The following is a 12,014-nucleotide window of genomic DNA, read 5'->3' on the forward strand; positions in this document are numbered from 1 at the left end:
CGCTTTACCCAACCTTTTATGCCTGCAATTTGGGCAGATCTCCGCTAAACTCTGCCACCCTTAATGGGCTTGCCCCATTTTCCCCATCATTTTCTATGCCTTTGGAGCCGCTCATGCCGTTAGTGGGACATCAACACCAGATCAAGATCCTGGAACTGACTGACAAGGGAGATGGCAAAGGACGCCTGTTCGACCGCCCCCTGTTCGTCGAGGGTCTGCTGCCCGGTGAGCAGGCGCTGGTGGAGCTGACCGAGGTCAAGCCGAACTATCTGCACGGCAAGGTCACCGAGCTGCTCCAGCCCTCTGCCGATCGGGTCGCCGACTTTTGCCCCAACACAGAGTGCGGTGGTTGTCAGGTACGCCCGCTGGCCTATCCGGCCCAGCTCAAGCTCAAGCAGGCTCTGGTGCAGAGCGCACTGGAGCAGGCCGGGTTGGGTAACACCACAGTCAACCCCATCCTCGGCATGGAGAGCCCGTTCGCCTATCGCAACAAGGCCCAATACGCGGTGCGTGGCTGCGAAGCCGGTGCCGAGATCGGCTTTTATCGCAAGCACTCTCACGATCTCATCACCGCCGACGATTGCGCCGTGCAGGACTCGTTGCACGTGGAGCTCAATGCCCGTGTGCGCAACTGGATGCGCGAGCATGACATCGCGGCCTATGACGAGGTGAACCACACTGGCTGCGTGCGCAACCTGATGACCCGCAAGGGTTTCAAGAGCGGTGAGCTGATGGTGGTGTTGGTGACCCTGGGTGAAGCGCTGCCATTCGAAGCGGAGCTGCTGGCTACCCTGAGCGATCTGCCCATCACCACCCTGGTGCAGAACATCAACGATGAGCGCACCAACCGCATTCTGGGAGCCAACAACCGGGTGCTGCTGGGGGAAGGGGTGATCCGCGACAAGATCCATGAACTCGAGTTCGAGATCTCGCCGCTCTCCTTCTTCCAGAACAACCCGACCCAGACTGACGTGCTCTACTCCAGCGCCCTCGAGTATGCCGAGCTGACAGGCAACGAGACTGTGTTCGACATCTATTGCGGTATCGGCACCATCTCCCTCTTCCTGGCTGGCAAGGCCGCCAAGGTGGTGGGGATAGAATCGGTCGAGAGCGCCATCAGCGATGCCCGTCGCAACGCGGCCCTCAACGGCATAGAGCACACCGAATTCCATGTGGGCAAGGCCGAGCAGCTGATGCCCGAGCTGTACGCCCAGGGCGTGACCGCCGATGTGGTGGTGATGGATCCGCCCCGCAAGGGTTGTGACAAGGCGGTACTGCAGACCCTGGTGGCCATGGCGCCGCGCCGTCTGGTCTATGTCTCCTGCAACCCGCAGACCCTGGCCCGCGACCTCGCCTGGTTGGTCAAGCAGGGCTTTGTGCTGGACGAGGTGCAGCCGGTGGACATGTTCCCTCACTCCATGCACGTTGAAGCTGTTGCCAGACTCAGTCTGCCTGCCGGCAAGTGATCTGCCGGTATCGCCATTGATTGAACTGGCCAGATGGCTCTGATAAAAACGACTCCAAATGGAGTCGTTTTTTTTATGACCGTGATCCGGCACTGCAGCCAAACAGGGAGGGTGAGCATGACGATTCGTCTGGCAAACGTGGAGGATGCGGCGGCGCTGGACCACTTCTTCCAGCAACTGGATCGGGAGACCCGCTTCATGCTGTATGAGGCAGGGGAGCGCCCCTCCGATGTCGAGGGTCAGCGCCAGCGTCTGGCGGCTATGCGGGTCAGCTCCAATCAGCGGATGTGGCTGCTGAGCCTGGGCGGTGAGGTGCAGGGTTTTGCCGTCCTGTTGGGAGGGAACATGCATCGCAATCGCCATTGTGCGCTGGTGGTGATGGGGCTGCGGCCGAGTGCGCGCGGTCAGGGCTGGGGAGAGCGGTTACTGCGCACGCTTATTGAGGCGGCCAGCGATCTGGGTATCAACCGGCTGGAGCTGGGTGTCATGGCCCATAACGAAGTGGCTCATTCACTCTACCGCAAGTGTGGTTTCAGGGATGAGGGGCTACGGCGGCAGGCGTATCGACTGGATGAGGGCTATGTCGACGAGATCAGCATGGGGCTGCTGTTGCCGTCCGAAGCGCCATGATGCCGTTGGCCCGATTGTGCTTGGCCGGTATGAGGCAATGGAGCAGGGTATAGAACCGCTTTATAGCAACCCCAAGGAGCAGACGATGAAAGGTGTCTTGTTACGCTGGCTGGCCCGCTACGATGCGTGGTGCGAGGAGTGGGGACTCACCCCGGAGAACCGGCGCTGCTGCATGCCGGTTCGTTATGATGACGATGAGACAAAGAAGGCTGCGCCAGAGTGCGATGCAGAGTCTCTCAATCAAAATTGCGAGTCACGACGCCAGTAACGCTGTTGTAGTCAAAACTCAAGCCATCCGGGTAAGCTGGAAAGCGGGAGATGGAGTCACGCAGGGTATAGCGGCAGTTGTCATGGCGCAGCTGTCCGTCGATCTGGGCATCGGCCGGGATGAGTTGTGAGATGTAATCGCTCTCTGCATCAGTATGAAGTTCATCGCTCGCTGTCTGATTGGTATCGAGCAGGCCTTCGAACAGACTCTCGCAATCATCCCGGCTACTGACGGAGATCTGATCACTGTCGCCACCCGGGAAAATGGTATCGGGGCTCTGGCCTCCCTGGTCTTCCTTGGTGCCCACCGGCCAGCCAAACCGGTTGATGTCGAGATCCTGCTTACCCATGCCGCTAAAGTTATAGAGTGCCAGCGGCTCCCCTCTCGTCTTGACCGCCCAGCCAGCATGGGCCAGTTGCACCGCACCGGCAAAGCTGGCTGCGGTGGTGGAGACAGTGCTCTTGAGCGCATCATCCTTGATATTGATGAAGCGGGGCAGGGCGATGACGGCCAGGATCCCCAGCACTATGATGACCAGCACCAGTTCAATCAGGGTAAAGCCAAGGTTCGAGTGTTTCATTATTGAGTAGACCCATCAAATACGACAAACAGGTGAAAGTGACATGCAACTGATCGACACCCATTGCCATCTCGACTTTCCGGTCTTCGATCCCGACCGGACGGCGCTGCTGGCCGAGTGCCGGCAGTTGGGGGTCGGCGAGTATATCATTCCCGCCGTGGGGGAGGAAAACTGGACCCGGGTGATGGCGTTGAGCGAACAGCATGCGGGCATTGCCTATGGACTGGGTATTCATCCCTGGTACGTGGGCGCCCAGACGCCAGGGGTATTGACCCGGTTGCAAGGATGGCTGGCTGCCCGGCCCCGCGGTCTGGTGGCGGTTGGGGAATGCGGGCTGGATCTGCGCTCCCATGTGCCGCAGGAGGGTCAGCTTGAACTGTTCGAGGCGCAAATCAGGCTGGCCATGGATCATGAGCTGCCACTGATAGTCCACTCGGTACGGGCCAACGATACGGTCGCGAAAATATTGCGACGCTTCAAACCGGCCAGAGGCGGAGTCATTCACGCCTTCAGTGGTTCCCTGCAACAGGGACAGGCGTTCTGGCAATTGGGGTTTCGGTTGGGCGTCGGAGGAGTGATCAGCTTTGATCGGGCCAACAAGACACGGGAGGCGATCCGCGATCTGCCGCTGGAAGCCTTGCTGCTGGAGACGGACGCGCCGGACATGCCGTTGCAGGGTCAGCAGGGGGCGCCAAACACCCCCGCCAACTTGCCAAAAATTGCGCAACTATTGGCCGAGTTGCGGCAACAGCCATTGTCTCATGTTGCTTCGGTGTTACATGAATCCACTTTGCGTACTTTCCAGATTGAAAGAGGCTTTGGTAACATTTGATTAACGCCAGGTTGCGTTTTGCTGAAAGTTGCAGGGAGTAAAAATCGTTTGCGGTCTAATTTGGCGACCTTCAGCGCATTTCATGCTTATAAAATGTGACCAGCATTCTACTTTGTCTTCCCGTAATTAGTATAATGCGCACCCTTGATTGACAGCAGAAATACACAAGTTGTTAACAAGCTGGAAGGTGCTACTAAAGAGGAAGTGTTAATAATGAATTTGATAATGGGTCTGGTGGGGATGGCAACGCTCATCCTTATCGCGGTGCTGTTTTCCAGCAACCGCAAGGCAATAAGAATTCGCACCGTGGCCGGTGCCTTCGCAATCCAGGCTGGTCTGGGTGCATTTGTACTGTATGTCCCTGTGGGTCGCGATATTCTGGTGGGTGTATCTGATGCCGTTTCCAGCGTCATCGGTTATGGCCAGAATGGTATCGACTTCCTGTTCGGTGGCCTGGTCAGCAACAAGATGTTTGAAGTGTTCGGTGGCGGCGGCTTTATCTTTGCCTTCCGCGTTCTGCCCGTCATCATCTTCTTCTCTTCCCTGATCGCGGTTCTCTATTATCTGGGCATCATGCAGTGGGTGATCAAGCTGCTGGGTGGTGGCCTGCAAAAAGTACTGGGCACTTCCCGTACCGAATCCCTCTCTGCGACTGCCAACATCTTCGTTGGTCAGACTGAAGCGCCGCTGGTCGTGCGTCCTTTCATCTCCAAGATGACTGACTCCGAGCTGTTCGCCGTCATGTGTGGTGGTCTGGCCTCCGTTGCCGGTTCCGTGCTGGCCGGTTATGCCTCCATGGGCGTCAAGATGGAATACCTGATTGCCGCCTCCTTCATGGCCGCGCCGGGTGGTCTCCTGTTCGCCAAGCTGCTGGTGCCGGAAACCGAATCCCCCAGCTATGACGAAAACTCTGCCGATGGCGACCTGGAAGACAAGCCTGCCAACGTGATCGATGCCGCCGCTGCCGGAGCATCCGCCGGTCTGCAACTGGCCCTGAACGTAGGTGCCATGCTGTTGGCCTTCATCGGCCTCATCGCCATGATCAACGGTATCTTCTCTGGTGTGGGTGGTTGGTTCGGCATGCCGGAGCTTTCTCTGGAACTGCTGCTGGGCTGGTTGTTCTCCCCGCTGGCTTTCCTGATCGGTGTACCCTGGAGCGAAGCCGTGGTTGCCGGTTCCTTCATCGGCCAGAAGCTGGTGGTGAACGAATTCGTGGCCTACCTGAACTTTGCACCGTATCTGAAGGATGAAGTGCTGATCAACGGCGTGGCCATGTCCGATCACACCAAAGCCATCATCTCCTTCGCCCTGTGCGGCTTTGCCAACCTGTCCTCCGTTGCCATCCTGCTGGGTGGTCTGGGTTCAATGGCACCGAACCGTCGTGGCACCATTGCACGATTTGGTCTGAAAGCTGTACTGGCTGGCTCTCTGTCCAACCTGATGTCTGCCACTATCGCAGGCTTCTTCCTGGCACTGACTGCCATGTAATATTTGCCTGACACTCAGGTAAAGACGAACGCCACAGCGAAATGCTGTGGCGTTCGCGTTTGGGGCGGTGACAACCGTTTTCCTTTCTAAACTAATAATAAAATGAGTCAAATCGGAGGTTATATGAATGAAGTGCTACTGGCGATGGCGGCCGGCTTTATTGTTGGCTTGTTGTTTTCTTTCCTCAAATTGCCGATCCCGGCACCACCCGTCCTGTCCGGGGTGATGGGGATCGTCGGAGTCTATCTTGGGGGCATTGCTTACTCCTGGGTACTCACACGTTTCTTCTCTTGACGCACTTTCCAGTACCGGATTTGCCAGATGTGAGGTACCTCTGAAATTGGCAAATCCGGCTTGCAAACACGGGGTATCTCGGCTGAAATAGGCATTGCCAGCAGGGTGCTGGCATTGACTAATACCCGATCAAGTCGGGTGTTGGCGGTCAAATGGAATTGATTGGGAAGTCGGGTCAGAAGTCGTCGGCCTTTCTCAAGTCTTCATGGAACCAAGTCCGCACTTTTGTAAGAAAGTGACAGGGCTCTTGCCTTATTTACAGTCGTAGTGCCTGCATGGTGCCTGTGCATTCGCGCTGTAATTCCATTCCCGTATCCTGGGGAGTCGTGTCTTGCTGGTTGCGTTGCGACAAGCAGACGCTTGCCCTTGAGATCTGGATTAAATCGAGACTTTGGAGAATAGAATGACTGATCTGAAACTGGCCGCTCAACGCGCCCTGAACCTGATGGACCTGACCACCCTGAACGATGATGACACCGATCAGAAGGTTGTCGACCTGTGCCGCAAGGCCAAGTCACCGGCCGGCCTGACCGCCGCTGTCTGCATTTACCCCCGTTTCATCCCCATCGCTCGCAAAACTCTGCGTGAAATCGGTGCCGCCGACGTGCGCATTGCGACCGTGACCAACTTCCCCCATGGCAACGATGACATCGAGATCGCCGTGGCCGAGACCCGCGCCGCCGTCGCCTACGGTGCTGACGAAGTGGACGTGGTGTTCCCGTACCGCGCCTTCATGGCTGGCAATGAACAGGTTGGCTTCGATCTGGTCAAAGCTTGTAAGGAAGCCTGTGGCGACAAGGCACTGCTGAAAGTGATCATCGAGACCGGCGAGCTGAAGGAAGAAGCGCTGATCCGTCGTGCTTCCGAGATCTGTATCGATGCCGGTGCCGATTTCATCAAGACCTCCACTGGTAAAGTGCCGGTCAATGCGACCCCGGAAGCGGCCCGCATCATGATGGAAGTGATCAAGGCCAAGAACCCGAAAGTTGGCTTCAAGCCGGCCGGTGGCGTAAAAGATGCCGCTGTAGCGGGTCAGTACCTCGCCATGGCCGAAGAGATCCTGGGTAAGGAGTGGGTATCCGCCCGTACCTTCCGCTTTGGTGCATCCAGCCTGTTGGCCAGCTTGCTGGCCACGCTGGGGCATGGCGACAAGCCTGCCAACACCAGCGGTTACTAAGTTGATGAGAGGGCGAGCGCGGCTCGCCCTGTTATGCCCCCGTCAGACGGCGTGCGGGCAGGGATAACGGCTTATGTAACGCCAGCAATGGCGGAGGGAATGAAAGATGTTTTTGCCTCAAGAAATTATTCGCAAGAAGCGCAACGGTGAAGCGCTCAGTACCCAAGAGATTCAATTCTTCGTTCAGGGCATTACCAACAACACCATAGGCGAGGGCCAGATTGCGGCGCTGGCGATGGCGGTTTACTTCAAAGACATGACCATGGATGAACGGGTCGCCCTGACCTGTGCCATGCGTGACTCCGGCATGGTATTGAACTGGGAGCACCTCAATCTGGGGGGCCCCATTGTCGACAAACACTCCACCGGTGGCGTGGGTGATGTGGTCTCCCTGATGCTGGGCCCCATGGTCGCCGCCTGCGGTGGTTTCGTGCCCATGATCTCCGGCCGCGGTCTGGGTCATACCGGTGGTACTCTGGACAAGCTGGATGCCATTCCCGGCTACCAGACCTCGGTCGACAACGATCGTTTCCTGAAAGTGGTGAAAGAGGCGGGTGTGGCCATCATTGGCCAGACCGGCGATCTGGCGCCCGCCGACAAGCGCATCTATGCGGTACGCGACATCACGGCGACCGTTGAATCCATCGCCATGATCACCGGCTCCATCCTCTCCAAGAAGCTTGCATCCGGGCTGGAAGCGCTGGTGATGGACGTCAAGGTGGGGTCAGGTGCCTTTATGCCGACGTTTGAAGCATCTGAGGAACTGGCCAAGAGCATAGTGGCCGTGGCCAACGGTGCCGGTTGCCGCACCTCTGCCCTGCTGACCGACATGAACCAGGTGCTGGCCTCCAGCGCCGGTAACGGGGTGGAAGTGCGTGAAGCGGTGCGTTATCTGACCGGTGAATATCGCAACCCGCGCATTCACGAAGTCACCATGAGCCTGTGTGCCGAGATGCTGATCTCTGCCCATCTGGCCAGCGATGACGCCGATGCTCGCCGCAAACTGCAGGCGGTGCTGGACAACGGCAAAGCGGCCGAGATCTTCGGTCGCATGGTGACCGGCCTTGGTGGTCCGTCCGATTTCATGGAACGTTATGACAGTCACTTGCCCAAGGCTGCTATTGTGCGCCCTGTGTATGCAGCCAATGCCGGCTTCGTGACCGCCATGGATACCCGCGAACTGGGTCTGGCCGTGGTTGCCATGGGTGGCGGTCGCCGCGCGGCGGGTGACAAGCTCGATTACGCCGTCGGTCTGACCGACTTTATCCGACTGGGTCAAAGCGTCGATGCTGACAAGCCGCTCGCGCTGATCCACGCTCAAACTGAAGATCAATTTGCTCAGGCTGCCAGCATGGTGCAGGCGGCCGTCAAGATCGGTGATACCCAGCCCCAGGCGTTGCCTGAGGTTTACCGTCGCATCGGTCTGGCTGATTTGTAACAAGGGGAAAACCCATGAAACGTACCTTTATTCTGATGATGGACTCTTTCGGTATTGGCGCTGCTGCCGATGCCGACAAGTTCGGAGATGTGGGCGCCAATACCCTTGGCCATATCGCCAAGGCCTGCGCTGCGGGTGACATTGAAGGCCGTGGCGCCCTCAATCTGCCGAACCTGAACAAACTGGGTCTGGGCCATGCGGGCGAACTCGCTTCCGGCTACTTCCCGGAAGGGTTGAAGAAGGATATCGAGGTTGTCGGTGCCTACGGTTTCGCTCAGGAGCTCTCTTCTGGCAAGGACACACCGTCCGGCCACTGGGAGATTGCAGGTGTGCCCGTGCTGTTCGAGTGGGGCTACTTCAAGGATCACCACAACAGCTTCCCGCAGGAGCTGCTAGACGCCATCGTCGAGAAGGCCGGTCTGCCTGGATATCTGGGCAACTGCCACGCCTCTGGCACCCAGGTGCTGGACGATCTCGGCGAAGAGCATATGCGCACCGGCAAGCCGATCCTCTACACCTCTGCCGACTCCGTGTTCCAGATCGCCTGTCACGAAGAGACCTATGGCCTCGAGAAGCTCTATGAGCTGTGCCACATAGTGCGCGAGCTGCTGGAGCCCTACAACATAGGTCGCGTCATCGCGCGTCCGTTCGTGGGCAGCGGCAAGGGCAACTTCAAGCGTACCGGCAACCGTCACGACTACTCTGTGCTGCCGCCGGCGCCGACCGTGCTGGATTACATGAAAGAAGCGGGTGGTCAGGTGGTCTCCATCGGCAAGATCGCCGACATCTATGCCAACCAGGGCATCACCAAGCAGGTGAAGGGCACGGGTCTGACCGAGCTGTGGGATCGCACTCTGGAAGAGGTGAAAGCGGCCGGTGACAACACCATCGTCTTCACCAACTTTGTCGACTTCGACTCCTCCTACGGTCACCGTCGTGACGTCAAGGGCTACGCCGATGCGCTGGAGTACTTCGACTCCCGCCTGCCGGAGCTGTTCGAGATACTGCAGGACGGCGACGTGGTGGTGCTGACCGCCGACCACGGCTGCGATCCGACCTGGGGTGGCACGGATCACACCCGTGAATACATCCCCGTGCTGTTCTTCGGCAAGCCGGTCAAGGCGGGTTCCGTCGGTCGGCGCGAGACCTTTGCCGACATCGGCCAGAGCATAGCGGCCTACCACGGTTTGCCGAAATTGGAATACGGTACCAGCTTCCTGTAATTTACCCGCCCGTCACCCAGGTGGCGGGCAACCAATAAAGACAATAAAACTCAACCTAGTGTGAAGGAATCAAGAGAATGGCAACTCCTCATATCAATGCGAAAGATGGCGCCTTTGCTGATACCGTACTGATGCCGGGTGACCCCCTGCGCGCCAAGTACATCGCCGAAACCTTCCTGGAGAACGTCGAGCAGGTGTGTGACGTGCGCAGCATGCTCGGCTTTACCGGCACCTACAAGGGTCGTCGCATCTCCGTCATGGGCCACGGCATGGGCATTCCGTCCTGCTCCATCTACGCAAAAGAGCTGATCACCGACTACGGTGTGAAGACCCTGATCCGCGTGGGTTCCTGTGGTGCCGTGCGTGAAGACGTGAAACTGCGCGATGTAGTGATCGGCATGGGTGCCTGCACCGATTCCAAGGTCAACCGTCTGCGCTTCAAGGATCACGACTTCGCTGCCATTGCAGACTTCGACCTGGTCGCCAATGCAGTGCAAGCCGCCAAGAACAAGGGCGTGCCGGTGCGCGTGGGTAACATCTTCTCCGCCGACCTGTTCTATACCCCGGATCCCTCCATGTTCGACGTCATGGAAAAATACGGCATCCTGGGGGTCGAGATGGAAGCTGCCGGTATCTACGGCGTGGCCGCAGAGTACGGTGCCAAGGCACTGACCATCTGCACCGTCTCCGACCATATCCGTACCGGCGAGCAGACCACCTCCGAAGAGCGTCAGCTGACCTTCAACGACATGATCGAAATCGCGCTGGACTCCGTCCTGCTGGGCGACAAGTAATCCCCATTCACATCATGCAAAACGGCGACCCTCGGGTCGCCGTTTTTTTATGAGCCGACTGCCTGTTGCCGGTTCAGCTTGCCGGCGTATCCGATGAGGGCGGACTCTTCTTCTTGTGTTTGCGCACCCGCATGTAGTTGCGGCGTACACCATAGGAGATAAGCAGACCGGCCAGCAGCGCCACCAGCAGCATCAGCCGCTGTTTTTCCTGGATCACTTTGAGCCGGGTGTCCTTCTCCGCCAGTAATTGATGCTCTTCCAGCGTGATGCGCAGGTAACCCAGCGTCTGTTCCTCATCCAGTATCTCCTGCACAAACTGGATGCGTCCCTTGCCCTGCTCAGGCAGCGACTTGTTGTCACCGCCGATGGGGAGCAGGCTGTCCAGTGGCACGGCCTGATCCGATTGGGCGAGGGGAATGCCACGGGCATCATAGAGGGTGGCATCGAGGATCTCGGGCTCGGCGGCCAGATCCTGGGCCAGCCGTTCCAGCTCGCTGTTCTTGTCCTCCTTGATCCAGCGTTTCATGTCGCGGGCAGCATAGGCGACCAGTGCCTGGGCCCGGTTGCGCGCCTCGCTGTGCAGCGATGCCTGGCTCTCGCTCTGCATGTGGATGAGCACACCGAGCACCCAGAGGCCGAGCAGTATACCGGCGCCCAGGCTGAGAACGCGTTTGATGGGAAGATGACGCAAGCGTTGAGCCTCCTGATGACAAGCGGTGGCGGGATCTTGGCGCTTGCCTGTACAAAAAGCAATACGCTACTCTGGGCCAGTTTTGTAACCCCATGATCACCAAGGAAGGTTCTATCCCTATGCTGTTGTCCCAATTACCCGCTGCCTTGTCCGAGTGGCCAGAGTGCCTGCACAGCGCCCCCTGGTGGCAGCTGACGCCACAAGCCTTGCTGCCCGTTGCCCAGCCGCTGGACGGCGCCTGGCTGGTGCTGTTTGGCAAGCCTCTTGCCGCCCGGCATCTGGCGCGTCTGGCCGAGCTGCTGGCGGCGCAGGATATTCAGGCGCAGCTCTATCCGCCGAGTACACCAGCCGGGGTGCCCTTGCTGTTGCTGGGCACGGACAGGTTCTCCCCCGAGCTGGTGCAGTTGCTCAAGGCCGAGGAGTGGGACATCGACATCTGCCATCTGTCCGCGCTGCCTACCCTGAACGAGCCCGGCTTGCTGGTAATGGACATGGACTCTACCGCCATCCAGATCGAGTGCATCGACGAGATTGCCCGTCTGGCTGGCGTGGGAGATCAGGTTGCCGCCGTGACGGCCGCCGCCATGCAGGGCAAGCTGGAGTTTTCCGACAGTTTGCGTAATCGGGTCGCCCTGTTGGCGGGCGCACCAGTGACCATTCTCGATGAGGTAGCGGCCCAGATGCCCTGGATGCCAGGGCTGCAGCTGATGGTCGATACCCTCAAGCAGGCCGGTTGGAGGGTGGCGATCGCCTCGGGCGGTTTCACCCGTTTCGCTGGTGAGTTGCAGCAGGCGCTGGGGCTGGATGCCATCTTCGCCAACGAGTTGGCAGTCGAGGGGGCACAGCTGACCGGCCAGGTGAGCGGGCGCATCGTCGATGCCAGCGTCAAGGCAGACGTGCTGCAACAGCTGGCGACAGCGTTCGGTATTCGTCCTGCCCAGACAGTGGCCATTGGCGATGGTGCCAATGATCTGAAAATGATGGGGGTGGCCGGACTCGGCATCGCCATTCATGCCAAACCGCTGGTGCGGGCCCAGGCTGCAGCCACCCTAAACCATCATGACCTGGAAGGGGTGATCTGCCTGCTGGGGGCTCTTGCCTGTCGCGATCGTCGCTGGGATCGCAGCTGACCC

13 protein-coding genes are annotated in these 12,014 nt (G+C 58.8%); 11 read left to right on the forward strand and 2 right to left on the reverse strand.

Annotated features, from left to right (window positions below; genetic code table 11):
- Positions 1-113: 113 nt before the first annotated feature.
- The 3 genes from rlmD (at position 114) to AC1P02_RS08100 (ending at position 2,364) form a co-directional block, all read left to right on the forward strand.
- Positions 114-1,466: a 23S rRNA (uracil(1939)-C(5))-methyltransferase RlmD gene (gene rlmD / locus AC1P02_RS08090; RefSeq protein WP_485184877.1), complete on the forward strand. Its 1,353-nt coding sequence runs from the start codon at positions 114-116 to the stop codon at positions 1,464-1,466.
- 117 nt (positions 1,467-1,583) lie between these two features.
- Positions 1,584-2,096, forward strand: coding sequence for a GNAT family N-acetyltransferase (locus AC1P02_RS08095; RefSeq protein ID WP_485184879.1), 513 nt, complete (start codon positions 1,584-1,586; stop codon positions 2,094-2,096).
- An 85-nt stretch (positions 2,097-2,181) separates the two neighbouring features.
- A complete protein-coding gene (locus AC1P02_RS08100; RefSeq protein ID WP_096118862.1) occupies positions 2,182-2,364 on the forward strand; it encodes a DUF5363 family protein in 183 nt (60 codons plus the stop codon).
- On the opposite strand, the gene tppF is transcribed toward AC1P02_RS08100, so the two are convergent.
- Positions 2,333-2,944 carry a type IVa pilus pseudopilin TppF gene (tppF, locus tag AC1P02_RS08105; RefSeq protein WP_485184881.1) on the reverse strand — a complete coding sequence of 204 codons (612 nt, stop codon included), beginning with the start codon at positions 2,942-2,944 and terminating at the stop codon, positions 2,333-2,335. The two genes, AC1P02_RS08100 and tppF, sit on opposite strands and share 32 nt — an antisense overlap.
- Positions 2,945-2,987: 43 nt before the next feature.
- Here tppF and AC1P02_RS08110 point away from each other — a divergent pair, with 43 nt between their 5' ends.
- From AC1P02_RS08110 to deoD, 7 genes are all read left to right on the forward strand, one after another.
- Positions 2,988-3,776 (forward strand): TatD family hydrolase, encoded by a 789-nt coding sequence (locus AC1P02_RS08110; RefSeq protein ID WP_485184883.1) that lies wholly within the window; start codon positions 2,988-2,990, stop codon positions 3,774-3,776.
- A gap of 213 nt (positions 3,777-3,989) precedes the next feature.
- Positions 3,990-5,264 carry a NupC/NupG family nucleoside CNT transporter gene (locus AC1P02_RS08115; RefSeq protein ID WP_005320408.1) on the forward strand — a complete coding sequence of 425 codons (1,275 nt, stop codon included), beginning with the start codon at positions 3,990-3,992 and terminating at the stop codon, positions 5,262-5,264.
- Between the two features lie 123 nt (positions 5,265-5,387).
- Entirely contained in the window at positions 5,388-5,558 is a 171-nt protein-coding gene (locus AC1P02_RS08120; RefSeq protein WP_005320410.1) for a XapX domain-containing protein, read from the forward strand.
- A gap of 403 nt (positions 5,559-5,961) precedes the next feature.
- Complete coding sequence (gene deoC, locus AC1P02_RS08125; RefSeq protein WP_005320412.1) at positions 5,962-6,735, forward strand: deoxyribose-phosphate aldolase; 774 nt, start codon at positions 5,962-5,964, stop codon at positions 6,733-6,735.
- 106 nt (positions 6,736-6,841) lie between these two features.
- Positions 6,842-8,173 (forward strand): thymidine phosphorylase, encoded by a 1,332-nt coding sequence (deoA, locus tag AC1P02_RS08130; protein WP_059112475.1) that lies wholly within the window; start codon positions 6,842-6,844, stop codon positions 8,171-8,173.
- 14 nt (positions 8,174-8,187) lie between these two features.
- Positions 8,188-9,396 carry a phosphopentomutase gene (locus tag AC1P02_RS08135; protein WP_485184887.1) on the forward strand — a complete coding sequence of 403 codons (1,209 nt, stop codon included), beginning with the start codon at positions 8,188-8,190 and terminating at the stop codon, positions 9,394-9,396.
- Between the two features lie 77 nt (positions 9,397-9,473).
- On the forward strand, positions 9,474-10,190 hold the full coding sequence (gene deoD / locus AC1P02_RS08140; RefSeq protein ID WP_005320418.1) for a purine-nucleoside phosphorylase: 717 nt from the start codon (positions 9,474-9,476) through the stop codon (positions 10,188-10,190).
- A 73-nt stretch (positions 10,191-10,263) separates the two neighbouring features.
- Here deoD and AC1P02_RS08145 read toward each other — a convergent pair whose 3' ends face one another.
- Positions 10,264-10,881, reverse strand: coding sequence for an AhpA/YtjB family protein (locus AC1P02_RS08145; protein WP_021140887.1), 618 nt, complete (start codon positions 10,879-10,881; stop codon positions 10,264-10,266).
- A 119-nt stretch (positions 10,882-11,000) separates the two neighbouring features.
- Here AC1P02_RS08145 and serB point away from each other — a divergent pair, with 119 nt between their 5' ends.
- Complete coding sequence (serB, locus tag AC1P02_RS08150) at positions 11,001-12,011, forward strand: phosphoserine phosphatase SerB (protein ID WP_485184890.1); 1,011 nt, start codon at positions 11,001-11,003, stop codon at positions 12,009-12,011.
- Positions 12,012-12,014: the final 3 nt, after the last annotated feature.

The organism is Aeromonas sp. TS_SC_11, assembly GCF_057318915.1.

Excerpts from the sequence above, each read along its gene's own strand:
- deoC (WP_005320412.1), top strand. The coding sequence starts at position 5,962 with ATGACTGATCTGAAACTGGCCGCTCAACGCGCCCTGAACCTGATGGAC.
- deoA (WP_059112475.1), top strand. The coding sequence starts at position 6,842 with ATGTTTTTGCCTCAAGAAATTATTCGCAAGAAGCGCAACGGTGAAGCG.
- deoD (WP_005320418.1), top strand. The coding sequence starts at position 9,474 with ATGGCAACTCCTCATATCAATGCGAAAGATGGCGCCTTTGCTGATACC.
- AC1P02_RS08110 (WP_485184883.1), top strand. The coding sequence starts at position 2,988 with ATGCAACTGATCGACACCCATTGCCATCTCGACTTTCCGGTCTTCGAT.
- rlmD (WP_485184877.1), top strand. The coding sequence starts at position 114 with ATGCCGTTAGTGGGACATCAACACCAGATCAAGATCCTGGAACTGACT.
- serB (WP_485184890.1), top strand. The coding sequence starts at position 11,001 with ATGCTGTTGTCCCAATTACCCGCTGCCTTGTCCGAGTGGCCAGAGTGC.
- AC1P02_RS08115 (WP_005320408.1), top strand. The coding sequence starts at position 3,990 with ATGAATTTGATAATGGGTCTGGTGGGGATGGCAACGCTCATCCTTATC.
- tppF (WP_485184881.1), bottom strand. The coding sequence starts at position 2,944 with ATGAAACACTCGAACCTTGGCTTTACCCTGATTGAACTGGTGCTGGTC.
- AC1P02_RS08120 (WP_005320410.1), top strand. The coding sequence starts at position 5,388 with ATGAATGAAGTGCTACTGGCGATGGCGGCCGGCTTTATTGTTGGCTTG.
- AC1P02_RS08100 (WP_096118862.1), top strand. The coding sequence starts at position 2,182 with ATGAAAGGTGTCTTGTTACGCTGGCTGGCCCGCTACGATGCGTGGTGC.
- AC1P02_RS08135 (WP_485184887.1), top strand. The coding sequence starts at position 8,188 with ATGAAACGTACCTTTATTCTGATGATGGACTCTTTCGGTATTGGCGCT.
- AC1P02_RS08095 (WP_485184879.1), top strand. The coding sequence starts at position 1,584 with ATGACGATTCGTCTGGCAAACGTGGAGGATGCGGCGGCGCTGGACCAC.